Source organism: Paeniglutamicibacter quisquiliarum, assembly GCF_019084045.1.
In the GTDB taxonomy this organism is placed as follows: domain Bacteria; phylum Actinomycetota; class Actinomycetes; order Actinomycetales; family Micrococcaceae; genus Paeniglutamicibacter; species Paeniglutamicibacter quisquiliarum.
In genome coordinates, this window is the sequence record NZ_JAHRED010000002.1 from 631265 (window position 1) to 655232 (window position 23968).

The 23968-nt window shown below is 68.1% G+C and carries 22 protein-coding genes; 11 read left to right on the top strand and 11 right to left on the bottom strand.

Annotated features, from left to right (window positions below; genetic code table 11):
* Window positions 1-41 precede the first annotated feature (41 nt).
* Window positions 42-1274, top strand: coding sequence for a hypothetical protein (locus KRR55_RS06590; protein WP_217388236.1), 1233 nt, complete (start codon window positions 42-44; stop codon window positions 1272-1274).
* Window positions 1271-3088, top strand: a complete 1818-nt coding sequence (locus KRR55_RS06595) for a prolyl oligopeptidase family serine peptidase (RefSeq protein WP_217388237.1) — start codon at window positions 1271-1273, stop codon at window positions 3086-3088. Before KRR55_RS06590 ends, KRR55_RS06595 begins: the two co-directional genes overlap by 4 nt.
* On the opposite strand, the gene KRR55_RS06600 is transcribed toward KRR55_RS06595, so the two are convergent.
* Window positions 3085-3627: a helix-turn-helix domain-containing protein gene (locus KRR55_RS06600; RefSeq protein ID WP_336245054.1), complete on the bottom strand. Its 543-nt coding sequence runs from the start codon at window positions 3625-3627 to the stop codon at window positions 3085-3087. The genes KRR55_RS06595 and KRR55_RS06600 overlap by 4 nt on opposite strands.
* Window positions 3628-3716: 89 nt before the next feature.
* Between KRR55_RS06600 and KRR55_RS06605 the strand changes: the two genes are divergently transcribed.
* Window positions 3717-4592: a class I SAM-dependent methyltransferase gene (locus KRR55_RS06605; protein WP_217388238.1), complete on the top strand. Its 876-nt coding sequence runs from the start codon at window positions 3717-3719 to the stop codon at window positions 4590-4592.
* Between the two features lie 16 nt (window positions 4593-4608).
* On the opposite strand, the gene KRR55_RS06610 is transcribed toward KRR55_RS06605, so the two are convergent.
* Together KRR55_RS06610 and KRR55_RS06615 are read right to left on the bottom strand one after the other, a co-directional pair.
* The gene (locus KRR55_RS06610) at window positions 4609-5163 is read right to left on the bottom strand and encodes an isochorismatase family protein (protein WP_217388239.1); all 555 of its coding nucleotides are present in this window, start codon (window positions 5161-5163) and stop codon (window positions 4609-4611) included.
* 242 nt (window positions 5164-5405) lie between these two features.
* On the bottom strand, window positions 5406-6386 hold the full coding sequence (locus tag KRR55_RS06615; protein ID WP_336245049.1) for a thermonuclease family protein: 981 nt from the start codon (window positions 6384-6386) through the stop codon (window positions 5406-5408).
* 344 nt (window positions 6387-6730) lie between these two features.
* Between KRR55_RS06615 and KRR55_RS06620 the strand changes: the two genes are divergently transcribed.
* The gene (locus KRR55_RS06620; protein ID WP_217388240.1) at window positions 6731-7198 is read left to right on the top strand and encodes a hypothetical protein; all 468 of its coding nucleotides are present in this window, start codon (window positions 6731-6733) and stop codon (window positions 7196-7198) included.
* A gap of 66 nt (window positions 7199-7264) precedes the next feature.
* On the top strand, window positions 7265-7666 hold the full coding sequence (locus KRR55_RS06625; protein WP_217388241.1) for a hypothetical protein: 402 nt from the start codon (window positions 7265-7267) through the stop codon (window positions 7664-7666).
* 18 nt (window positions 7667-7684) lie between these two features.
* Here the strand turns inward: KRR55_RS06625 and KRR55_RS06630 are convergent, their stop codons facing one another.
* The 4 genes from KRR55_RS06630 to KRR55_RS06645 form a co-directional block, all read right to left on the bottom strand.
* The gene (locus KRR55_RS06630) at window positions 7685-8026 is read right to left on the bottom strand and encodes a DUF5655 domain-containing protein (protein WP_217388242.1); all 342 of its coding nucleotides are present in this window, start codon (window positions 8024-8026) and stop codon (window positions 7685-7687) included.
* Window positions 8027-8081: 55 nt separating this feature from the next.
* A complete protein-coding gene (locus KRR55_RS06635; protein WP_217388243.1) occupies window positions 8082-9152 on the bottom strand; it encodes a 2,3-butanediol dehydrogenase in 1071 nt (356 codons plus the stop codon).
* A 197-nt stretch (window positions 9153-9349) separates the two neighbouring features.
* Window positions 9350-10183 (bottom strand): SDR family oxidoreductase, encoded by an 834-nt coding sequence (locus tag KRR55_RS06640; RefSeq protein ID WP_217388244.1) that lies wholly within the window; start codon window positions 10181-10183, stop codon window positions 9350-9352.
* Complete coding sequence (locus tag KRR55_RS06645) at window positions 10180-11886, bottom strand: FAD-binding oxidoreductase (RefSeq protein WP_217388245.1); 1707 nt, start codon at window positions 11884-11886, stop codon at window positions 10180-10182. The genes KRR55_RS06640 and KRR55_RS06645 overlap by 4 nt, the downstream gene beginning before the upstream one ends.
* A 17-nt stretch (window positions 11887-11903) precedes the next feature.
* Between KRR55_RS06645 and KRR55_RS06650 the strand changes: the two genes are divergently transcribed.
* Genes KRR55_RS06650 through KRR55_RS06660 form a run of 3 tightly spaced genes read left to right on the top strand, consistent with a single transcriptional unit; the run spans window position 11904 to window position 14976 of the window.
* Window positions 11904-12506, top strand: coding sequence for a TetR/AcrR family transcriptional regulator (locus KRR55_RS06650; RefSeq protein ID WP_217388246.1), 603 nt, complete (start codon window positions 11904-11906; stop codon window positions 12504-12506).
* Window positions 12503-14077: a glycerol-3-phosphate dehydrogenase/oxidase gene (locus KRR55_RS06655; protein WP_217388247.1), complete on the top strand. Its 1575-nt coding sequence runs from the start codon at window positions 12503-12505 to the stop codon at window positions 14075-14077. The genes KRR55_RS06650 and KRR55_RS06655 overlap by 4 nt, the downstream gene beginning before the upstream one ends.
* Entirely contained in the window at window positions 14074-14976 is a 903-nt protein-coding gene (locus tag KRR55_RS06660) for a diacylglycerol/lipid kinase family protein (RefSeq protein ID WP_217388248.1), read from the top strand. The genes KRR55_RS06655 and KRR55_RS06660 overlap by 4 nt, the downstream gene beginning before the upstream one ends.
* Before the next feature lie 539 nt (window positions 14977-15515).
* Here KRR55_RS06660 and KRR55_RS20575 read toward each other — a convergent pair.
* The gene (locus KRR55_RS20575; protein ID WP_269468891.1) at window positions 15516-16310 is read right to left on the bottom strand and encodes a CatB-related O-acetyltransferase; all 795 of its coding nucleotides are present in this window, start codon (window positions 16308-16310) and stop codon (window positions 15516-15518) included.
* Window positions 16311-16482: 172 nt separating this feature from the next.
* Between KRR55_RS20575 and KRR55_RS06670 the strand changes: the two genes are divergently transcribed.
* Window positions 16483-17676: an MFS transporter gene (locus KRR55_RS06670; protein WP_217388250.1), complete on the top strand. Its 1194-nt coding sequence runs from the start codon at window positions 16483-16485 to the stop codon at window positions 17674-17676.
* On the opposite strand, the gene KRR55_RS06675 is transcribed toward KRR55_RS06670, so the two are convergent.
* The 3 genes from KRR55_RS06675 to KRR55_RS06685 form a co-directional block, all read right to left on the bottom strand.
* Window positions 17647-18558 (bottom strand): helix-turn-helix domain-containing protein, encoded by a 912-nt coding sequence (locus KRR55_RS06675; protein ID WP_336245050.1) that lies wholly within the window; start codon window positions 18556-18558, stop codon window positions 17647-17649. The two genes, KRR55_RS06670 and KRR55_RS06675, sit on opposite strands and share 30 nt — an antisense overlap.
* Before the next feature lie 86 nt (window positions 18559-18644).
* Window positions 18645-19514 carry a VOC family protein gene (locus tag KRR55_RS06680; RefSeq protein WP_217388252.1) on the bottom strand — a complete coding sequence of 290 codons (870 nt, stop codon included), beginning with the start codon at window positions 19512-19514 and terminating at the stop codon, window positions 18645-18647.
* A 224-nt stretch (window positions 19515-19738) separates the two neighbouring features.
* Window positions 19739-21232, bottom strand: coding sequence for a PucR family transcriptional regulator (locus KRR55_RS06685; protein WP_217388253.1), 1494 nt, complete (start codon window positions 21230-21232; stop codon window positions 19739-19741).
* A 207-nt stretch (window positions 21233-21439) separates the two neighbouring features.
* Between KRR55_RS06685 and KRR55_RS06690 the strand changes: the two genes are divergently transcribed.
* Both KRR55_RS06690 and speB read left to right on the top strand, forming a co-directional pair.
* Window positions 21440-22837, top strand: coding sequence for an MFS transporter (locus KRR55_RS06690; protein ID WP_217388254.1), 1398 nt, complete (start codon window positions 21440-21442; stop codon window positions 22835-22837).
* Window positions 22834-23832 (top strand): agmatinase, encoded by a 999-nt coding sequence (speB, locus tag KRR55_RS06695; protein ID WP_217388255.1) that lies wholly within the window; start codon window positions 22834-22836, stop codon window positions 23830-23832. The genes KRR55_RS06690 and speB overlap by 4 nt, the downstream gene beginning before the upstream one ends.
* Window positions 23833-23968 lie beyond the last annotated feature (136 nt).

Sequence of the window (23968 nt, forward strand, 5' to 3'; positions counted from 1 at the left end):
TTAATGAGAATCATTCGCAAACAACACGTCATGGAGGCGTCATGAAACAGGAAATACTCGTCGTGGCCGACCAGCGGGCCCACGCCATTGGCTTCATCGATCCCGCGTCCCGCGCGGTGACAGGCTGGATCCCCGGCATGGTCCTTGCCGAGCACGCCGGGATCCTGTCCCTGGGCAACGGCCGATGCGCCTGGGTGGACGATGCGGGCGGATCCCTCATCGTCATGGATCCCTTCGCCGCCACCGGCACGGAACCCGCGGCGGCGATCGACCACCGGATTTCCGTCGCCATCCCGGGCGAGCACCTGGCCTGCGACCCCGCCGGCCGGTACATTGCCGTCAGCACGGGGCTAGGGCAATCGTGGGAACCCTGGAGCGACGTGCTCAGCGTCGTGGACCTGCAGGCCGCGTCAGGTCCGTACTCCCGCCGGATCCGCACCCGGGCCGGCGAGCCCGGCGTCGTGGTCGCCGCCACGCCCGAGGGCCCGCGCGCGGTCTTGCGGCACCGCGAACCCGGAGCCATCGAATCCATCTCCGTCGATGACATCCTCACCCTTGGCGTACACAGCCCGGAGCTGCGCGGCGGGATCCACGAAGCGGTCGGGGCACAAGGCCACGGGGATGCCTACGACCCCGATACGGGCACCCTGTTCGTGGCCACCGAACGCGGACTCGAGTGCTTCGACGTGGGCGGACCGGTGCCGGAACCCCTCCCCATGCGGCCCTGGGAGGCGGCGGGCCGCGCCTACTTCCTGCGCCTTTGTACCCGGCGGCGCCTGCTGGTGGCCGTGCTGCGCGAAGGCGGGGAGCACCCGCGCAAATGGGACACCTGGGGCAATACGCTGTGGGTCCACGACATCGATGCCAACACCTCGCGCACGGCGCCTCTGGGCGACGGGATGATCTTCCGCTTTGCGCTGACCGGCACCGCCATTGCCGTGGCCCGGATCCACCCGGACGGCGACGACCTGCGCGTCTACGACACCGAAACCCTGCGCGAGCGTGGCCGTTGGACGCTGCCGCCGATGGACAAGGCGCCGCGCCGCGGCGCCGAACCGTGGGACGACGCCGACCGCCGGGCAATCGCGGCCTCGGGCGCCGATGAATGGGTCGCGGTGACCCGGGGCGGGCACGGCGAGGTGCACCTGGTCGACACCGGGGATCCCCGGTCCGTGCCGGTCACGGTGGAGGTTCCCACCCCGCTGGGCGACGGCGGCCACCTGGCATGGCTCGACCGCGCCGACGCCGGGCCCGGGGACCTGGTGGGACGATGACCCGGGCCATCGACGCGGCCGGCCTGGAGCTGGGGGAAAAGCCCGCGCTCCACGGGTACTTTCGGACCCAATTGCTGCACTGGGACTCGGCGCCGCGGCAGGGCATGCCGCAGCTCGCCGGCGGCAACGCCGTCTTCACCTGGCGCAGCCCGGGGGAGGAATTCCCCGCGCTCTACCGGGTCGCCGATGACTGGCTGTGCCGGGCCCTGGCCCCGGGCAACGCGCCCGAGCCCCCGCCGGCCGGCTCCGCGCTGCCGGTGCCCGCGAACCGGGTGGTGCGCGGATTCGCCCTCGATCCCTCCGGCACTCGGGTCGCCGCGCTGCTCGGCCCGGCGGACACCGAACTGGCCGAGGTCTGGCTGCTCGCTCCGGGCGCCGCTCCCGTGCAGCTTCCCGGCCCCCGGTCCTGGCATGCCGCCCCGGTGTGGTCGCCCGGTGGCACCTCGCTGTGGGTGCTCTCCGGAAGGCCGCCGGAACAAGCCATCTGGCGCTGCGGGTTTGGCGCGGACGGACCTGCCTCTCCCCCGGAGCCGTTTCCGTTCCCCGGGGAACTCGGAACCCCGGGGCCCGGGGAACGGCTGCGCCTGGGAATCGGGGACGGCACGCTGCAACTCACGGCTCGCGCCCCCGGAAAGGGTGCACGGCGCTGGCTTCTCCGGGACGGCGACTGGATCCTCTCAACGGCGCCGGACGCGGTCCACCACGAGGTCCCGGGGTGCAAGGTGCTGGCCCGGGTCAGTGGCGAGCACGGAAACCTGCTGGCCACGGAGGGTCCCACCGGCACCCGGGTGGCCCTGAATGGGGAAACGCTGTGGGAGCTGGAGGCCGCCGAGCAGCTCACGGCCCTGTCGGTGAGCACGCATCCGGACGGTGCTGCAGTGTGGATCCAGAGCGCGTCCCCGGAGCGGCCCTCGGGTGTCGTCTGCCTGCAACGCCCGGCAGCAGCCAAGTCCGCCACGCAGTTGCCGCCGCGCAGGAACCCGGCCGAGTTCAGGCACCTGCGCCTGCTGGCCCCGGCCCGGGACTCGGTGGAGATCCCGGTGATTCTCTCGGCGCGAGCCGGGGACCTGGCCGCGGACATGCCCCTGTCCCCGCGGCCGCTGCTGCTCTCCTGCTACGGGGGCTTCGGGGTCGTGCACCGCACCGAGCCCGAACCCAGCGTGGCCGCGTGGATTGCCGCCGGCGGAATCCATGTGGCGGCTCAGGTGCGCGGAGGCGGGGAACTGGGTCGGCAATGGCACGAGGCCGGACGCGGGGCCAACAAGTTGCGCGCCGTCCACGACCTGATCGACGTGGCCCGCTTCCTGGTGGCGCAGGGCTGGACCGGCGCCGCGGAACTCACCGCGGTGGGGGCCTCCCATGGCGGTCTGGTGGTCAGTGCCGCCGCATTGCTGGATCCCGGCGCGTTCGGCCGCGTGATAGCGGTGGCCCCGTTGCTGGATACAGTGGACCTGCAGCGGCACGGGCTGGGATCCCAATGGCTCCACGAGTTCGGTGCCGACGGGGAGACCTCCGAGCAACAACGAGCCGCCCACTCCCCGCTCCACCTCCTGGCCGCCCGGGAGTCGGCGGCTGATCTCCCGCCGCTGCTGTGCTGCGTGCTCGGCAGCGACGAACGGGTCGACAATGCCGCGGCCGTCGAATTCGTGTCGGGGATCCGGAGCCGGGGCGGCCGGGCCTGGCTGCGCCGGGAGGACGGCGGCGGACATGCCCAGCGGTCATCCGCAAGCCTGCTGGATTTCTCCGCCACTGTGCTCTCCTTCGCGGCCGGCAACGGGGACGGGTTGCCGCGGAACCCGGCCTCCAGCCCCTAGCCGATGGCCCCGGGCAGATGCATGTGGGCGCGTTCTCCCCCATGGTCAAGGATCGTCAGGATCTCCACCGGCCCCTCGTGGGCACCGACGCGGTGCGGGACCATGGTGGAGAATTCCGCGGCCTGGCCCTCGTGGACCAGGATCGTGCGCTCCCCCAGCACCAGTGACACGGTGCCCGAGAGGACCGTGAACCATTCACGTCCCGGATGCACGCTCATCCCCACGTCCGCCATCGAGCGCTCGGGGGTGATGCGCATCTTGGCCACGGTGGTGCCGTCGTGGGAATGTTCGCGTGAGAGCAGCCAGGTGGTGATTCCTGGCTGGTGTTCGGGCTCCGGCCGGATGACGACGTCCTCGTCCGCGGTCGGCTCGACCAATTGGTCAAGGGTGGTGCCCAGGGCCTTTGCCAGGGGAACCAGTTGGTCCAGGGCGATCCGGCGGTGACCGGTCTCGATGCGGCTCAGGGTCGAGGGGCTGAGGTAGCAGCGGGCGGCCAGGGCATCGAGTGACCACCCCTTGGCCAGCCGGAGTCCCTTGATTCACTGGCGGATCACGGTGTCCATGGAAAGATCTTGCGTCATACGCAAGAGTGTATGCCAATGACGCAGGCAGTGGTTAGGCTGGATCCATGACTACAGAGCATTCGCATGGAAGCGCCCACGGACACCACCACTCGGGACAGGAGCACGGACACGCGCATGGCCACGACGACGACTCGGGCATGGCCGAGGTCCTGGACCTCGACGCCCTGTTGCTGCGCGACCACCTCCAGGAGATCTTTGACTGGACGGCCGCCCAGGCCAACAACCCACGCACGATTGTGGACCTGGGTGCGGGCACCGGCACCGGGACGCTCGGCCTGGCGCGCACCTTCCCCCGGGCGAGCGTGGTCGCCGTGGACCAGTCGGAGTTCATGCTCCAGCGGCTGACGAACAACGTGGGCACCCACCAACTTGAAGGCCGCGTGTCAACGCTGCAGGCAGACCTCGACGTGGCGTGGCCCGAACTGGCCGACATCGGTCTGGTGTGGGCGGCATCCTCGATACACCACATGAAGGACCCGGCCCGCGTCTTTGGCGAGATCCGGACAAGCCTTTCCCCGGAAGGAGTGTTCGTGGTCGTGGAAATGAATGCGCTTCCGCGCTATCTCCCGACGGATCTCGGATTCGGCACGCCGGGCCTGGAAGAACGATGCCACCGGTTGCTCGACGAGGCAGGCTGGAACGCCCACCCGGACTGGAGTGCGGATCTGGAGGCCGCCGGCTTCACCACCGCCGCCAAGCAGAAGTTCGACTATGCGCCGGAGGCGGACGGGGAACTTCTGCTGCGCATCACCCACACCTTCCTGTCCCGCATGCGCACCGGCCTGGCCGGGCAGCTGTCCACCGAGGACCTGTCCACCCTCGACCAGTTGCTGGACCTCGATGGCCCGCGCGGACTGGCACGACGCAGCGACCTGTCCATGCGCGGCAGCCGCACAGCGTGGGCGGTGCGCCCGCGCTGAGGCCGGAGATCCCAGGTCAGGCGCCGAAGTCCACGTCCTGCGTGCTGGTGACCGCCGCTGTGCGCTCCGGCGCCCCCTGGAATTGCCAGTAGAGGTTGATGTGGGCGATGGCGACCTCCGGCGGCGGGGCGCCCCACTGGGTCATGTCGCTGGTGGTGTGCGCATCTGACACCAGGGTGACGTCGTAGCCACGGGTGAAGGCGCCGTGGACGGTCGAGCGGATGCACGCGTCGGACTCGGCGCCGGACACCACCAGCCGGCCGACGCCGGCTGCGGAAAGCACCTCCTCGAGGTTGGTGGCCTCGAAGGAGTCCCCGTAGATCTTGTGGATCACCGGTTCCCCGGCGGCCGGTGAAAGCTCGGGCACGATCTGCCAGGCGTCGCTGCCCTGCTCCATTTCCTCGTCGGAGTGCTGCACCCACACCACCGGCGCCCCGGATTCGCGGGCACGGGACACCAGCGCTTTGATGTTGCCCAGTGTTTCCTCGCGCAAGTGGGCATTGGCCACCACGTCGTTCTGGACATCGATCACCATCAGGGCGGTGCGGGGCCGATCGACAAATGTGCTCATGGGGTTTTCCTTCGCGGAGCTGACGGAGTTTTTCCACGACCCAACATACTCCGCGCCGCCAACGATTGGGAATGGAACCAGCCAATCCCCGCACAACTCTTGGCCACGGTTCTTCTCTTGCTTGCCGGCCCCAGTGACCTCACCGGTGAACGTCCGAAACGAGCGTGCCCGCTGCCCACTGCATCACGAGCCATGCGGCACGGGGGGCAATGGACTGCGGGCAGCCTTAGGGGTTGGGGTTTCTAGCAGGGCTTCCAGGTCTGGCCGCCGGGCGCGTAGCAGCGCGGGCCGGTGTACCCGGGATACGGATTGCTGCTGACCTTGGGTTTAGGCTTTGGGGCCGGAGCCCGATAGGTCTGCTTGGGGATCGACTGGCGGCGGCGTTCGGCGGCCCTCCTGCTTGCCGCCGCTTCCCGCTGGGCAGCGGCCCGCCGCTCGGCGGCGGCCGCGGCGTTTGCCTTGCGCGTTGCCTCGGCCTTCGCCTTCGCCTTGGCCTCAGCGGCGGCCTTGGCGACCGCCTTTGCCTTGGCGTCGGCTTCCTTCTTGGCCCGTGCCAACGCCGTCTTCTTGGCGGCCAGCTTTTTCTCGATTGCCGTGGCCCTGTCAAGGGAGGCTGCCAGCTGTGGTGCATATGTGGCCTTCCGCGCAGACCAAATCGCCGCGTCCACCACATTGCCGGCGGTGTCGAGTCCCCGAAGCGCTGCGCTCTTCGCCTTGCCCGCCACGATGGCGGCTGTCACCACGGCGAGGGCGGAACCCACCGCCTCGGCGTTCGCCGGAACGGTGTCCTCAACGGCCTCCATGCCCGCAATGGCGGCCACCGCCCTGGCTGGAATCGTGCAGTCGATCGCCGCGCTGTAGAGTCCCTCGCTGGATTCCTGAGCCCGCTGCTCTGCGGCAAGGACCTCGGGATAGAACCGCTCGTTGGGCTGGAACAGCACCGCAACGCCGAGTCCGGCGGCGGCGATATCGGCGTTGACGAGACTTCCGTCCTTGTAGACGCCCGCCAGCGTGCGGCCGTACGGGTCCAGGCGCTGCACGTCGTAGGCCAGCTCGATCCGGTCCCCCGGCGCCAAGAGTGACTTGGTGTAATCGGCTGCCTCCACCCCGAGGCACTGCACCGGCTTGTCCGGGTGCTTGGTCTCCGGCGTATCGATGTTGAGCAGACGGATGGTGGTTTCGGCGCCGGACAGGTCCGCCACAATGGTGTCGCCGTCAATCACCCTGACAACGGTGGCGCCATTGCGGTCACTCGCTGTCTGTGACGCCGGTGCCTGTGTGCAGGCAGTGGCTACAAAACCGAGCGCTACCGCTCCCGCGACGATCCTTGCCACGCGACCTGTAGCCAGCGCGGCCAAATTGGTTCCCCCGAACAATGAAACTCCCCATATTTAAGTTGAAGCTGCGAGTAAGCAAATTTCACCATAGCCCCGGGGGCAGACAGTTGGGCAAGCATCGTTCGATTGTGACTTCCACCGGCCCTGCCATCAGACCACCGGGTAATTTGGTTTAATTCCTCGGGCGAGCGCAAAGCCGTACACTGCTTCGGTTTCGCTAGGCTGGTCAAATGACTGGCTACACAAACACCAACCCTTCATCATTTCGCTCCCGACTTGGCAATGCCGCGGGAACCGGCGTGGCCAGCGGCCTCCTGACGCTGGTTGACCCTGCCAAGCTTCGACCCTCGACCAGGAGGTCCTTGTATGTGGGAACGGGTGCCGCCGCGGGGCTCATCGGATGGTTCGCCACTGCCCCCGGCGAGGATGCCAAGCCCGGGAAGAAGTTCCGGGCCGCCGTTGCGTTGGGACTGGGCACCCTGAGTGCCGCCGGCACGAAGCTTGGATTTGTCATCGATGCGAGGATCCACCAGGCCCTGTTGCGCAGGGGCATTGAAAACCCGCGCCCGCTCATGGCCATTGGCTCGGCGGTCATCACCGTTGGAATGGTATTGCTCGAGCCCCCGCGGCATGAGGATGACGAGTCACTGTCCCCCGTGGATTCCGGAGTTGGAGCGCTCGAACGACCCCGGCACTAAGGTGCAGGCTTCACCGTCGCGCATCCGCGCCCACTAACTGGATCCAGCCCGGCCTACCATGGACCCATGAAGCGCTTCGTGATCGATCCGGCAGCACTGTTGCATCTTGCCGACAACCGATACCAGCCGAATCCGGACCATCGACTCGTCGCACCGAACTCGATCCGTTCCGCGGCCCTGGACCTGTTGCTGAAGGGCGTGCTCGGCGGCGAAATCACCGAGGCAGCGGCGATGGACCTCCACGAGCGCATCACCGCTGTGAAGGTCCGCCTGCTCGGCGACCGGGTCTCACGGCGCACCGCGTGGAAGATCGCACGCGAGCATCAGTGGGACAGCATCGGGCACGCGGAATACCTGGCTGTCACGATGCTGCAGGCCGATGCGCTCGTGGCGCTCGACCCGGACCTCGCCGCGAGGTCGGAGGGAATCGTGCCACTGGCCTCGATCTCCGAGCTCCTAGCCCCATAGCGCTCCGGACCCGCTGCCTCAGGCGGTGAGATCGTACGCTTCGCGGATCCAACCCAACAGCTCCGGATCGAGCGCAGCGGTGTCCAGCAGGATGATCTCGTTGTGCCACCGGTTCGCGGATACTCGCCCCGTACGAAATACCCGCGGGGATTCGAGCTGCCGGGTGAGAACGATGTTGACCAGGATCCCGCCGCGGCGGGGATGGATGCCAAGGAAGGCGCGCCCGCGCGCCACATGGAACGACGAGGCATTCTCCTGGATCTCGCACCCCGGCAATGCGGAGATCCGCTCCATGAGCACATCGTGGATGGTGGATGAGGTCGGGTCACCGGTGATGCGTTCCCTTGCAGTGCGAGCCATTCAGCCATCATACGGCCGAGTCGCCAAAGGCACGTTGGTCTCCGGCCGAGGTGGCTTAGAGCCCCTTGCCGCTGGGCGAGACGATGATTTTGACCGCCGTCTCATTGTGGTTGATCAGCGTGTCGAATCCCTTGTCGATCAGGTCCTCCAGGGCGATGCGCCCGGTGATGAACGGCTTGAGGTCGATCTTTCCGCTTCCCACCAGCTCGATGACCTCGGCGTGGTCGCGCACGTAGGCGATGGTCCCGCGCACGTCGATTTCCTTGAGTACGATCTTCTGCATGTCCACGGTGGCGGGCCGACCCCAGATGGAGACGTTCACCAGCACCCCGGTGGGCTTTAGCGCATCGAGCAGGGTGTCGAGCACCGCGTTGACTCCCGCGCACTCAAAGGCGACGTCCGCCCCGATGCCATGGGTGATTTCCATGACCCGTTCCCTGACGTCCTCGACGCCGGGGTCAAGCACGTGGTCTGCAACCCCGCTTTCGCGCGCCTTGTCCTTGCGTGCTGCCGAGAGTTCGCTGACGATGGTGGTGACGCCCATGCCCTTAAGCACCGCCGCGGTGAGCAGGCCGATCGGGCCTGCTCCGCCGACCAGCGCATACTGCCCCGGCAACACGCCGCTGCGCATCACCGCATGGTGCCCCACCGAGAGGGGTTCGATCAGCGCCGCCTCGTCCAGCGGAATGTCCCCGATGCGGTGCACCCAGCGCGCGTCGACCACGATCTTCTCGCCCAGTCCCCCGCCCCCGCCGGCCAGGCCAATGAAGCCCATCTTGACGCACAGGTGGTAGTTGCCCGCCTGGCAGGAGGCGCACTGGCCACAGGTGAAGTAGGGCTCGACCACGACGTTCTGCCCCACGGCCAGGTCCAAGACGCCCTCGCCGACGGCCGTGATGGTGCCGGAGAACTCGTGCCCCAGTGTCACCGGCGCCTCTTCCCCCGAGAGCGGGTGCGGGTGCCCGGGCGCAGGGACGAAGATCGGGCCCTCGAGGTACTCGTGCAGGTCGGTGCCGCAGATGCCGCACCAGGCCACATCGATGGCCACCGCGCCCGGGCGCAGTTCGGGCTCGGAGATCTCCTCGATGCGGATGTCTTTTTGTGCGTAAAAACGTGCAGCCTTCATGGCATGTCCCTTCTCGAAAGACCGGACGCGGCGACTCGCGCCGGCACGGAAGCCGCTCCTCGAGGCGCAGGCGGCCGCGGGGACGGGCTCCGTTCACGTTCGACGCTACCGCCGCCCCGTGCCGGATGGCTAGGGTTGTGCCTTCCGGCGCCCCCACTCCTTGGGGCGGCATGCGGGAGGCGGGAAGCAACGTTTCCCTATTTGCGCCCGGTGAAGTGCTCCATTGACTTGTAGACGCCGAATACGCGCCCGGCCACCGCGTCCCAGGCGGCAATCGGCAGCACGCCCCGCAGCGCGGAGCTCAGCTTCACTGTCCAGGGCATCAGGAGCATCGGCTGGCCATCCTTCATGGCCCGCCAGACGCGCTCTGTCACCGGCCCGGGCTCCAGCAGCGGGGTCAGCAGCGGACCGCGGGCTCCGTCGAACATGCCGGTCTTGATGTAGGAGGGGCAGAAGGTGGTCACCTTGATGTGGTGGTGCCCGGCCTGCGCCAGTTCCAGGCGCAGCGAATCGCTCCACCCGATGACCGCCCACTTGGAGGATGAGTAGACGCTCATCCTCGGGTTGGCCAGCAGCCCGGCGGCGGAGGCGACGTTCACGATCCGCGAGGTGCGCCCGCGGGAGATCATGGAGGGCAGGAATTCGCGGGTGATGTGCATCAGCGCGAGGGTGTTGATGTTCATGGTTTCGGCGATGTCGGCGCGCTGGTCGTGTTCCCAGAAGTACTTCCCGCGCACGATGCCGGCGTTGTTGATGAGGATGTCCGGGGCCCCGACGCCGTCGCGCACCACCTGGGCGGCTTCCTCGATGGACTCGAGCCGGCCCACGTCCACCACCTGCGTGTGGATCTCGCTGCCGGCCCCGCGCAGTTCCGCGGCCGCCTCCTCGAGCTGCCCGGCATTGATGTCCCAGAGAATCACGTGGCTGGCGCGGTCCTTGACGGCGAGGCGGGCATACATCCTGCCCATGCCCATGGCGGCCCCGGTGATCAAGACGGTCGATCCGGCCAGTGTTCCGATGGTGGGGTTCATGGCTGCTCCTTGGTTGCTGTTGCGTTGGAAGGCGTTGCGTTTGCGGGTGCGGGGATGAGTTTTCCCGGGTTCATGATCCCGCTCGGGTCCAGGGTTGCCTTGATGCCCCGCAGGACCTCGATCCCCAGGGCACCGATTTCCGCCTCCAGGTAGGGCGAGTGGTCGGTGCCCACGGCGTGGTGGTGGGTAATGGTGGCGCCGGCCGCGACGATGGCCTCGGAGGCCGCCTTCTTCACGCGGGCGTTTTGTGCCTGACCGTCCGGCTCGAGCCCGCCGAGGAAGGTGAAGTAGAGGGAGGCGCCGTCCGGGTAGACGTGGGAGATGTGGGCCTGTACGTACCCCGTGCCGCCGCGGGCCTCCAGGGCGTTGAGAATGGCACCGCGGACCGCGGTGTAGGTGGCATCGAGCCTGGTCCAGCTGGCGGCGGTTTCCAGGGTCTCGACGTACACGCCGCGGGTCAGCAGCTCGTCGCGCAGGTACGGCCCGGAGAAGCGCCCGCGCTCCCAGGCCCGCGCCGGGAGCGGGCCGAGGCGGATGCCGCCGGCGGCGCGCAGGATCCGCGCGCTGCGTCGCCTGCGGGCGGCGGTTTCGCGCTTTGGTCCTTCCCAGAGGAACAGGGCCAGTGCGGGTGTCTTGTGTCCGCGGAGCCCGAGGTACCTGGCCATGGCGGCGGTCTTGGGGCCACCGAGCCTGAAGGTCGCCGCGGTCTGGTCGGTGTCGCTGAGCCTGCAGACGTGGGGCATGTCCCCGCGGACGCCCTCGTGGCGCAGCCGGCGCAGTGCCTCGGCCCCGGCGGCGAAGGATTCGAAGGACCAGGCGCCGTGGCTCCTGGCTGCGGGCAGCGGGTGGATCCGCACCGTGGCGGAGGTGATGACCCCCAGTGTGCCCTCGGATCCCACGACGACGTCCAGCAGCCTGGGCCCGGCGGCGCTGCCCGGGGCGGGCGAGCCGACGTCCATCGGCCCGGCGGGCGTTTCGAGGTGGACGGACTTGACCAGGTCGTCGGCGCGGCCGTATCCGGTGGAGGCCTGCCCGGCGGAGCGCGTTGCCACATAGCCGCCGAGGGTGGCCTGCTGGTGGCTTTGCGGGAAGTGGCCGAGCGTGAAGCCCAGCGGTTCCAGCGCCGCCTCGATGGCCGGACCGCGGATGCCCGCCTCGAAGGTGGCGGTGTGCGAAAGTGCGTCGAGGTGCAGCAGCCCGTCCATGCGCCGCAGGTCAACGGCGATCACACCGGAGAACGGGCCGCGCTCCGGTTCGACTCCCCCGACCACCGAGGTTCCCCCGCCGAAGGCGACCACGGCCAGGCGCCGGCGCACGCAGAATTCCAGGACCTCGCGCACTTGCTCGGCACTGCCGGGGAAGAGAACCGCATCGGGTGCCTGCGCCGCGTCCCCGGCGCGGATACGCAGCAGGTCGGGGGTGCTCTTGCCACCGGCGTGGAGGATGCGTTCGGCGCGTTCGGTGGAAACGTGTGGGGCACCGCAGATCCCGCGCAACTCCCCCAGCACCTCGTCCCCCAGGGCCACCGGCCCGACCCTGACGTCGTCGAAGTCCACGGGCGGATGCACGGCTTCGACGCTGTCCAGCCCCAGGGTGGTGCGCAGGTATTCGAGCCCGCCCGCCCCCAGCGGCTTCGCCCGCGCAGGGTCTCCCCAGCCGTACCAAACGGAGTGGGGAATCTTCTCTGTGTTCTGCGTCACCATGCGATACAGTGTGACACATGAAGTCACAACGTACCACCGGCCCCGGCGACGAAAAGCTCCTGCTCGCCACGCGGGAATCGGTGGTCCTGCACGGGGTGCGCCGCACGACCGCCAACGACATTGCCGAACGGGCGGGGATCTCCCGCATGACGTTCTACCGCCGGATGGGCTCGGTGGAACACGCGGTGCTCGCGACGCTGACCCGCGAGTTCCGCACCGCCGCGGCCGATGTCCGCTCCGCATGCCCCGCCGGCACCGGGCGCGAGCAACTGGTGCACTTCGCCATCCAAAGCGTGCGGGTCTTTGCCACCTCGGAGCTTCTGGCCTCGATTGCCGAGCGGGACCCCGAGTTCCTCATCCCCTACGTCACCGACAGGTTTGGCGCGAGCCAGCAGCTGATCCTTGATGAGCTCGAGGGGCTGATTGCCGCCGGCCAGGCGGACCACAGCATCGAGGCCACCGCCGCCACCGCCACCACGCTGCTGCTGGCCCTGCAGGGCGTGGCGCTCTCGGCGCGGCTGCTGCGCAAGACCGGCGCCTTCGAGCAAACACTCGCGGAGCTCGAACGGATGCTTCTGCGGCACCTCACCCCGGCGGGCACCGCAGGGAACGGATCATGACCACGCGGGATCCGACCTGGATCAACGACGCCACCCGGCGGCTATCCCTGGATCACGTGCGCACGCACACCGTGGACGTGGCGGTCATCGGCGGCGGGATCACCGGGGCCGGGGTGGCGCTGGATGCGGCAAGCCGCGGGCTGTCCGTGGCGTTGCTGGAGGCCCGGGACTTCGGCTCCGGGACCAGCGGATACAGTTCCAAGCTCGTCCACGGCGGCCTGCGCTACCTGGCCAGGGGCGACTTCCCGGTCGCCTGGGAATCGGCGGTGGAGCGGCGCCGGCTGATGGAGACGATCGCCCCGCACCTCATCCGCCCGCTGGGGTTCATCATCCCCGACACCACCGGCGCCCGGCGCCGGGACACCGCCGCCGCCGGGGCGGGCGTGGCGCTCTATGACCTGCTGCGCCGGGCCTCGGGCCTGGGAAGCGGCGTGCTGCCGCGGCCCCGGCTGCTTTCCAGGCGGGCCGTCGCGGACCTGGTGCCGTCGCTGGACACCCCGGCGCTGCGCCGCGGGCTTCTCTACTGGGACGGGCAGCTCATTGACGATGCCCGGCTGGTCATCTCCGTGGTGCGCACCGCCGCCGGGCTCGGCGCTCAGGTGCTGCGCGATGTCCGTGCCACCGGGATCACGGCGGACGCCGTGGAGGCGGTTGACACGCGCACCGGGCAAGCGGTCGCGGTGCGCGCGAGGAGCGTCATCAACGCAGCCGGGGTCTGGGCCGCCGATTTCGATGGCACGCTGAGCGTAACCCCGAGCCGCGGCAGCCACCTGGTGGTGCGTGCCGAACGCCTGGGCAACCCGCGGGCCGCCCACACGGTGGCTGTCCCCGGCCATTTCGGCCGGTACGTGTTCGTGCTGCCCCAGCCCGGGGGCGTGGTGTACATCGGGCTCACCGACGAGGAGGACCGCGACGCCGACGGCCACCGCCCCGCCGTTCCACAGCACGACGTCGACTTCCTGCTCGAGGTCGTCAACCGCGTGCTCGACCGGCCACTGGTCCGCGACGACGTGGTCGGGTCCTTCGCCGGACTGCGGCCACTGGTCGGCTCCCCGCACGCCGGCGGGCTGGAGGGCACCGCGGACGTCTCGCGCCGGCACCTGGTCAAGGACGTTCCCGGGGAACCCATCACCGTGGTGGGAGGGAAACTGACCACCTACCGCCGCATGGCGCAGGACGCGGTGGACGCAGCAGCGGCACGGCTCGGCGTCACCACACCGAGCCGCACCACGAAGCTTCCGCTGGTCGGCGCCGCAAGCCGCACGGCCCTGGCGGCCCTCGACGCCCCGGCCCGGCTGGTGGCCAAGTACGGCACGGAGGCGGTTGCGGTGCACCGGCTCGGCGGCGAGCACCCGCTGCTGGCCGAACCGCTCTTTGACTCAAGCCCCATCACCGGCGCGGAACTGCTCTTCGCCATTCGCGCCGAAGGGGCAACGAGCATCGAAGACCTGCTGGAGCGCAGGACCCGGCTGGCCCTGGTGCCCGCCGACGCGGACCGCGCCCGCGACCGCGCCGCCCGCATCCTGGCGATGGCCTCCGAGTCACCACCCGTGGAAGGACCCACCCCGTGAAGGCTCCCGTCGCCAGCCCCGCCCTGCTGCTGGTCAATCCAACCTCGGGACGCGGACGCGGCCTGAAGCTCTGGGAGGAAACCGCCGGCGCCCTGCATGCAGCGGGGTTCGCCCCGGTCGTGCACCTGACCGAAAGCCTGCAGGAGGCCACCGACCGGGCGCGCGCCGCCGCGCCCGGATCCCTGGTGGCGGTTTTGGGCGGGGACGGGTTCCTGGGCGCCGCCGCAGCCGGGGCCAGGGACTCCGGTGCCATCCTGCTTCCCCTGGCCGGGGGCCGGGGCAACGACACCATCCGCCGCATCGGGCTGGACCTGAACCCGGTCAAGGCCGTGGGGAACCTCTCGCGGCTGGTGGTCCGGGAGCTGGACCTGGGCCTGGTCAACGGCCGCCCCTACTTCGGCGTCGCGAATGTCGGCTTCGACGGACTGGCCAATGAGTACGGGAACAGCGCCCGGCTCAACCTCGGCCCCTTCGTGTACCTCTACGGCGGGCTCAAGGCGTTCCTTCAATGGCGCAACGTCACCTTCACGCTGAAGGTGGAGGGCGTGGAGAGCAGCGTTCCGGGCTGGTTCGTCGCCGTGGGAAACGTCGGCCAGTACGGCGGCGGGCTGCACATCTGCCCACGGGCCAGGGCAGACGACGGCCTGTTGGACGTGGTCTCCCTGGGGAAGGCCTCGATCCTGGGCGTGGCGCTGACCTTCCTGCGTTCCTACCGCGGCACCCACCTGCGCCAGCAGAACATCTCCTTCACCCTCGGCCGGGAGATCACCATCAGCGCCAACCGGCCGCTGACCATCTATGCCGACGGGGAAAGGGTCGGGGCCCTGCCGGCAAGGATCACGATAGTCCCGGCCGCGGTCAAGGTGCTGGTTCCCGCGGATTCACCGGTGTTCGGCTAGGAATGCGCAGACCACCTGGCAGCGGCCGCGGTGCCCGGCGGGGATTTTCCGAAAAAACGGTGCCACCCCTGGCCAGCGCCGTCGATGCTACGCGGTTCGGGATCCGACGGGCCGTGGGGCCAGGCGGCCGGCCGCAGGTGACCGTGCGACCAGATGCCTTCCGAACAGGATGAACCACACGGGCATGCCAACCCAGCCGGTAAGCCCGACCACGCCACCGATGCCAAAACGCTCCACTGCAGCCATCCCGCCGGTACCGGCAAACCGGCGGCCACGATTGCGCACCCGGCCAGGAAGCTGCCACCGAGCACCATGCCTCCGCGAGCCAGTCGGGACGGGATGGCGCCGCTCGCCAGCACCACGGCGAAATCGGCCGTAACCCGCCGGCAATCCGCACCACGTTTACGTGGTGTCAGCCGTCGACCCATGGGTTTATGATGCGCCGACGGCGGCGATTGCGCATCCGTGGAACCACGCATTCGGCGGCCGGTTTCCGGGCCGCACGGCCCGCTGCCGCATGCACCGGTTCCGCGCCACGTTCAGGATGAGGCGCCGTCGAACGAGGAAGCTACGGCCGCGGCCAGCTCTCGGCCTGTGACCGTCTCCGGCTCGAAGGGCTCGATGGCCCCGGCCTCGATGAGGCCGATGGCACCGCGGGCGAACTCCCCCGGATCCCTGACGTCCAGCTGGTTCAAGGCGGTTGGTGAATAGTTCCACCAGGCGCTGCGCTGCAATTCGCTGGCCGTGTCCTCGTCGAAGCGCTGCCGGATCACCTTGGCGGGAACCCCGCCAACCACCGCGTAAGGGGGCACGTCCTTGGTGACGACCGCGTTCGAGGCCACCACGGCCCCGTCGCCGATGTGCACTCCGTGGCCCAGCGTGACGTTCTCCCCGATCCACACGTCGTTGCCGATCACCACGGGATCGGGTGCGTGGTCGAACGTCCGGTAGGCGGGCGTCTCGCCCCGGTCGCGCTCGAAGGTTTCCATCATGAGCCGGCGGTTGTAGAAGACCGGGCTGGTGGAGGCCCACTCGTGCGGATGCCTGGCCCCCATGACCTTCACGCCCTTGGCGATGGAAGTGTACCGGCCCACCCGGGCCGAAAGCGGCAACCTCGAATGCGTGTAGGAAAAGGAGCCCAAGCTCACCAGGTGGCGCCCGCTGCCCGCCCAATAGGTGGCGTAGGGCTCCAGACGCAGGTCCGGCGCGAACTTGAGCTGGGTGTCGTCGCCGTAGCTGGCCCCGGTGGTCTCAATGGTCTTGGCCCCCGGTCCCATCAGGAAGATGCGGCTTGAGACCAGGTGCGGGCGTAGTTCGCTGAGGCGTAATTGCATCGTTCGACCGTAACGAAACAATCCGACGGTTTCATTGGCGGTTGCTGGCAAAACCATGGCCGTGGCGGTCCCCGGTAGCCTCCGCGGGGAGCCGGCGGCCAAGCCATACCCCGTCAGTGGTAGGAAAACCCGGGAACTGGTTGAACCTTCACGCATGTCGGAGGATGGGAACATGAGACTTCCGATTTACGCCCTGGCGCTGACATCCTTCGCCCTGGGCACCGCCGAATTCGCCCCCAACGGGCAGCTGCTTTCCGCCTCCGCCGATTTGTCGGTGTCCGTCGCCGATTCCGGGCTGATCACCACGGCCTTTGCGCTGGGGGCGAGCGTGGGAGGGCCGTTGATCGCCGCGGCCACGCTGCGCGCGGACCACAAGCGGCTGGCCCTGTGGCTGGCGGTCATCTTCCTCCTGGCGAACGTCGCCACCGCGCTGGCCCCGACCCTGCTGCTGGCGGTCGCCAGCCGGAGCGTTGCCGGGGCCATGCTCGGGGCCTTCCTCGGGGTGGCTATCACCATTGCCAGCAACCTCGTGGTGTCAGAACGCCGTTCCGCGGCGATTGCCACGGTGTTCCTTGGTTTCACGGCCGCAAACGTGCTGGGTGTCGTCGCCGGGAACCTGGCCGGGGATGCATGGGGGTGGCGCAGCGTTTTTTGGCTGGTCGCGGGCCTGAGCGTGGTCGCACTGGCCGGGATGTGGCTGGCGTTGCCGCAGGGCTCGGAGACGGGTGCCGCCAGCGGCACGGCCCGCGCGCTGCGCACCGGCAGGCTGTGGGTGGCCTTCCTGGCCATTGCACTGGGCTACGGGGGCCTATTTGTGATGTTCACCTATATCGCGCCGATCCTGCAGGACGCGGGCGTGCCTGCCCACCTGGCGGTGTGGTTCCTGCTGGCCTTCGGCGTGGGCCTGGTGGTGGGAAACCATGTTGCCGGGCGCCTGGCCGATATCTCGATCCCGAAAACCACCGTGGTCGCGTTGCTGCTGCTGATCGCCGCGCTGGGCGCCTTCGGCCTCTTCGCAGGGAACGTGCCGGCCGTGGTGGTGTTGCTGGTGTTGCTGGGCGCTGCGGGATTAGGCCTGGTACCGCCGTTGCAATCCTTTGTGCTGGAGATCGCCCGGGTGATCTCGCCGGTGGTCTCGGCGCTTGCCGCGGCGGCATTCAACGCCGGGGTCGCCCTGGGCTCGGCCGTCGGCGGGTCGGTGGTGCGCGACGGCGCCGCCTACGGACAGCTGGCCACCATCGGTTCGCTGGTGAGCCTGGCGGGCCTGGCGGTGTTTGTGCTGGCGGTCTTCCTGCAGAAACGCGCCACTCGCGTCGAATTCCCGGCCCAGGACCGTTCAGCCCTCGGCGCCGGGACCCTCGTGTAGGCCCTGGCGGATCCCGGGCACGCCCGGTTCCGGGAGGCCGGACCCCCGGGGCGCCCCGAGCAGGGCGTTGATCCGGCCGGCGTCGGGGTAACTGTAGATCTCGATGCGGTGCTCGGGGTTGCTGGACTGGGCCCAGAGTTGGAAATCCACACACAGCTCCCCGATGGCCGGGTGCAGCAGCGGCTTGGTGCCGGAGATGCATTCACCCACCCGCCCGGTGGCCCAGAGCCTGGAAAAATCCTCGTCCTTGATCAGCAGCTCACCGACCAGGGAGGTCAGGGCCGCGTCCCGGGGATATTTGCCGGTGATGAACCTCAGGTAGGCGACGTAGTCCGCGGCCTCGGTCTCCCAATCGGCAAAGAGACCTCGAAACACCGGATCCAGGAACAGCATGCGCGGCAGCGAGGGCCGGCGCATTTCATGCGCGGGGGCGTCGAAGGGCAGGTGGGGCGCGATGAGGGCGTGGCCCAGGCTGTTCCAGCCCAGCACGTCGTTGCGCCGGCCCAGGAGCACCGCGGGACGGTCGGTGATGAAACCGAGCATGTCGAGGGACCGACGGTCCGGGGTCTCGAGGACCGCGGCCGCGTGGGGCCCGGAATTCGTCTTGCTCCGGGCCAGGTCAAGCAGGTGCTCGGTTTCCGTCACCCGCAACTGCAGGGCGTTGGCCAGGGCCAGCAGGACTTCGTCGGAGGCGTGCCTGCTGTGCCCCTGCTCGAGGCGGGTGTAGTAGCTGACGCTGACCCCGGCTAGCTGGGCCAGCTCCTCCCGGCGCAGGCCCTTGACCCTGCGGCGGCTGCCGAAGGCGGCCAGCTGCGTCTGGGCGGGCTGCAGTTCCGCGCGCTTGGCGCGCAGGAATTCGCCGAGGGGTCCGGGGTTGTTCACACACCAACCGTACAGCCCCGCCCGGTCCACGCCGCTTCCCTGGAGGGGAATGGGGTGGACCATGGCCGGGAGAATCCGCGGGGACCTTAGCCCACTGCCACGCGGATCTTGTTGGCCCAGGGGTCATCGAAGCGCAGTTCGGCACCGGTGTGGTGGCTCGCGATCCCGGCGACCGTCAGGCGATCGGCCAGGGCGCCGACCTCGTCGGCGTTCGGCACGGTGATGACGACCTCGCCCAGGCCCAGGGTGTCCTTGCGGGGCCCGGCGCCGCGGGAGTTCCACACATTCATGGCCATGTGGTGGTGGTAGCCGCCCGCCGAGACGAAAAGCGCCTGGCCGTGGAAGTTCGTGGTCTTGGCGAAGCCCAGGGTGTCGACGTAGAACTTCTCGGCGGTGGCAACGTCGCCGACCTGCAGGTGCACGTGGCCGATGCCGGCGTTCGCCGCAGTCAGGCCGGTGACGGATGCCTCGTTGACGTGCTTGTTGAGGTACTGGTTCGGGTCCAGGTAGATGGTGTCCATGGCCACGGTGTCGCCGTTCCAGGTCCAGGTGTCACGTGGGCGGTCGAAGTAGAGCTCGATGCCGTTGCCTTCGGGGTCGTTGAAGTAGAAGGCCTCGGACACCAGGTGGTCGGAGCTGCCGGTGAACAGCGAACCGTCGTACTGAGCGGCGGAGAGCACGGTGGCGGCCAGGTCGGACTGGGTGTCGAAGAGCAGCGCGGTGTGGAAGAGTCCGGCCTCGCCGCGGCTTGGCAGGTTCAGGCCCTTGCCGTCGGCGAGGTGGACAAGTTCGACTCCGCGGCGGCCCAGACCGGTGCCGGCAGGGCCTTCGGAGAGCACCTCGAGGCCCAGGGCCTTCTGGTAGTAGTCGCTCATCTTCTTCATGTCCCCGACCTTGAGCATGACGGTGCCCATGGCCAGTTCTGCGGACAGTTGATCTTGGGTGGTGACGCCCATGGTGGTTACTCCTTGGATTGCGGCTGAGGATTGTTCTTGCTTCAAGTATTGCATTATTTACTTGAAGCTACAACGATTAAATGTGTTCCGCTCGTCACCCCGACCCCATTCCGTCATTTCCCGGTTCAATTTCGTCGATCGATCGGCCCTTCGGGGGACGATGTCATGGACCGGGCTTCGCGAACGGACGGGCCAACGAGTCACCACGGATCCTCCAATCGCTGTTAAGGCGCCACCGCCTCGTGCGCCTGGAAGGCCAGCCACAGCTGGGCGACCGAGGATGTTTCGGCCAAATCAAGGCCGGTGAGTTCGCTGATCTTGCGGATGCGGTAGATGATGGTTTGCCGGTGCACGAAAAGCAGTGCGGCGACCTTTTGGGCCGAACGCTGGTTTTCCAGGTAACAGCGCAGGGTTGCCATGAACTCCGTTCCTTGGAGCCGGTCATGCTCAATCACCGGGCCCAGCAACCGCTGCACGAGCTCCGCGCCGTCCCGATGGCCGCCAATCCCAAACCAAGGAACATCCTCTGAGTATCCAACCAGCCGCACTCCCCGCGCGATCGCCTGACCCAGTGCCCACAGGGATTCGCGCAATCCACGCTGCATCGCATCAACACCCACGGGCGTACTCAGTCCCATGGGCAGCGAGGCGTCGAAGACGTGCAGCAGCAAGTCTTCCGGGCACCCTGAGGAGACCATCAGATGCAATTTTCCCCCGCCCACCACGCAGAGGCTGTTGATGCCGTGGCGCCACAGCGCGCGGTGAACCTGGGGCAAACCCACTTCCGCCTGTGCAGGGACCGAAACCAACCGCAGGTCGCCGCGCGGAAAGCCGAATTCCTCAAGGCGACGGGCGGCCTCGGCGGCCCCAATGCGCCCTTCAAATGACTGCAGCAGGAATTCACCGCCGGAGCGGTAGCGGCTTTCCATCGCAAGGGCCGAACGCGAAAGGCCCAACCCCAATACGGTGGCCGAGTGCAACAAGACAACCCCGTCCGGCTGCATTTGGTCATCGGGCAAGATGACCAGCAGCGCATGGGGATGGGTAGGAATTTCCATGATCAGCATGGACTCCGCCCCGTCGGCGCTCCACAGGAAGTGTCGGGTTTCCGCCGTGGATTCCGAGCCGACCCTCCTCACCCGCGCCAGCACGTCCTGGGGCAGGGCGGTGTCTCCGGGTTGCCACGGATGCAGGCACCGGTCATCAACCACGTATAGCCTCGCGCGGATTTCCTTGCCGATCGCCGTCAAAAGCTGGGTCCAGGTCTCCCCGGGCGTTGTCGCCTTGCGCAGCAGGTCGTAGATGCGGGCGGTTTGCTTGATCCGCCGCGACTCCTCGAGCAGGCTCGCCTCGGCAATTGACCGCGAAATGGCCATGAAAGGCAACGGGTAGGGTACGGAAACCAAGGGCAGCGGAAGTGCATCGCAGGTCGCGAGGAATTGATCGGACAAATCCGGGGCATGCATCTTCTCGCCCACCGCCAAGGCGACCGCGCCGGCCGCCACCAGCGAGCGGGCCAAATGGACCTGCGCCTCGGGTTCGGCCGGGATCGAGAGCCCGTTGGTCATCAGTAGCACGCCGGGCGAGACCCACTCCCAGAGTTGGGGAAGGTCCGAGGTATGGGACCAGGTAATGGGATGCCCCAACCCGTCGGCGCCGGCGAGCAGCCGCAGACCAAGCTGCGGCTCGTCCAGCAATTCCTTGACTGTCATGGCCATTGAACGTTCCCCTTTCACACATTCAGGCATCCAACGCATTTCCGCCGGACACTCGTCAATCAAACGCGATCATTCATACAAATGTCTAGAGCGAGTCTGCGATAGTTGACAGTTGTCGATTGTCGCAGTGATGACGATCACCAATGATTGGATTACACCAAAAGCCAGCCCGGATTTCCCGGGCACCTAGAGAGAAAAGAGCCCGCAATGAGCACCTCCGTTCGCCTCATTGACGATGCGCCATTAACCCGGTTCCACAAGAAGTTGACCGTGTTTTCCTCCGGCGGACCCTTCATAGACGGCTACGCGCTATCCATCATTGGCATCGCCCTAATCACCATGACCCCGGCCTTGGACCTGGGCCCCAAGGAAATCGGCATGGTCGGCGCAGCCAGCCTGGTTGGCATCTTCTTCGGCGGCGGCGTCTTCGGCTGGGTGACGGACAAGGTCGGCCGGCACACCATGTACATCCTGGACCTGATCGCCCTGGCGGTCTTCTCCATCCTCAGCGCCTTCTCCACGGACATCTGGCAGCTGGTGCTCTGGCGTTTCCTGCTCGGCGTTGCCATCGGCGCCGACTACCCGATTGCCACGTCGCTGTTGGCCGAGTTCCTTCCCCGGAAGCACCGCGGCCGGCTCCTGGGTGCCACCTTCGTGGTCTGGGCCGTGGGCGCGGCGGCCGCATTCGCCGTTGGGTACGCCATGCGCGGCGTCGGGCCTGACGCCTGGCGCTGGATGCTTGCCAGCCCGGCCATCTTCGCCATCATCACCCTGCTCTTCCGGCTGGGCACCCCCGAATCCCCGCGCTGGCTGCTCTCCCGCGGCCGGGTCGACGAGGCACGCACCGTCATCAAGAAGGTCTACGGCAACGAGTACGACGTCGATTCGCTTGGCGAGGACGAGGACACCGGCAAGCGCGCAGCCACGTTCACCGACATCTTCAACAAGAAGTTCTGGCGCCGCACCCTCTTCGTCTCGATTTTCTGGACCGCCCAGGTCATCCCCCTCTTCGCGGTCTACACCTTCGCCCCGGAGCTGCTCGCCTCCTTCGGCCTGGACGGGGATGCCAACCTATACGGCGGGTCGCTGCTGATTTCCCTGCTCTTCGTCGTCGGCGGCATCCCGGGCCTGTGGCTGGTCGAGCGCATCGGACGGCGCAAGCTGCTGCTGTGGACCTTCGGCATCATCGTCCTGGCCCTGGCCGCCCCCGCCTTCATCCCCGGCGTTGGCCCCAAGACCCTGTTCACCGCCCTGGCGATCTTCGCCCTGGCCTCCGGGGCCTCCAGCTTCCTCGAGGTTGTCTACCCCAACGAGCTTTTCCCCACCGAGATCCGTGCCACCGCCGTCGGCTTCGGCACCGCGATCAGCCGGGTGGGCTCGGCGGCAAGCACCTACCTCATGCCGGTTGCAATCATCAGCTTCGGTGCTTCCGGCGCCCTGTTGATAGGCGCCGGGATCTCCCTGGTGGGACTCATCGCCACCTTCATCCTTGCCCCCGAAACGGCCAACCGCTCCCTGGCCGACATCTCAGGGGACGGCAACAAGAAACACACCAAGCCAAACGGCAAGATCGCAGAAACGACAGTCAAAGGAACCCTCGTATGAGCAAGCACCAGCCCATCGGCCCCGTCGAGGCCACCAAGGTCCCCCGGTTCGCCGGGCTTGGAACCTTCGCCCGCCTCCCGCAGATCGATGCCGTCCCCGACTACGACATCGCAGTGCTCGGCGTGCCCTTCGACGGCGGAACCTCTTTCCGCCCGGGCGCCCGGTTCGGGCCGGCCGCGGTACGCGAGGCCTCCCGCCTGCTGCGCCCCGGCTACCACGTCGAGCTCGACGTCACCCCCGTTGAGGCGGTCCAGGTCGTGGATGCCGGAGACGTGGCATGCACGCCATACGACATCGGCAAGGCCGTTGAGCAGATCGAGGAACAGGCCCTGCCGCTGCTGGCCAAGGACAAGCGGGTCATCGCCATAGGCGGGGACCACACCATTGCCCTGCCGATGCTTCGGGCGGTCAACAAGATCCACGGACCGGTCGCGCTGCTGCACTTCGATGCGCACCTGGATACCTGGGACACCTACTTCGACGAGCCGATCACCCACGGCACGATGTTCCGCAGGGCCTTCGAGGAAGGCCTGCTGATCGAGGACAAGTCGATGCACGTGGGCATCCGCGGCCCGGTCTACGACCAGGACGACTTCCTGCGCGACCACGAGTTCGGCTTCCAGATCATTCGCTCCACTGACATCGACGAGATCGGGGTCCAGGCGGCGATCGCGAAGGTGCGCGAGCGCCTGGGCGACACCCCTGTCTACCTCTCGGTGGACATCGATGTGCTGGATCCGGCCTTCGCACCGGGCACCGGCACCCCGGAAATGGGCGGCCTGCACTCCCGGGAACTGCTCCGCCTGTTGCGGGGGCTCAACGGCATCAACATCGTCGGCGCAGACGTGGTGGAGGTCGCCCCGGCCTACGACCACGCGGACATCACCTCGCTGGCTGCGGCCACCGTGGTCTTCGACATGATGGGCCTGATGGTCAACTCCGGCAACCTCCGTGGCTCCGAAGCCGAACACGTTCTTGAAGGAGCCTCGGCCTAAGGCTGCACAAACCGGTCCCCCACCCCACGAGGCCCGGCCAGCGATCCGATCGCTGGCCGGGCCGCTGCCGCGTGCGAAGCATCAATCCGTCGGCCCTACGGCCCGCCGTGCCACAGGACGCCGGGGCCCGCCCAAA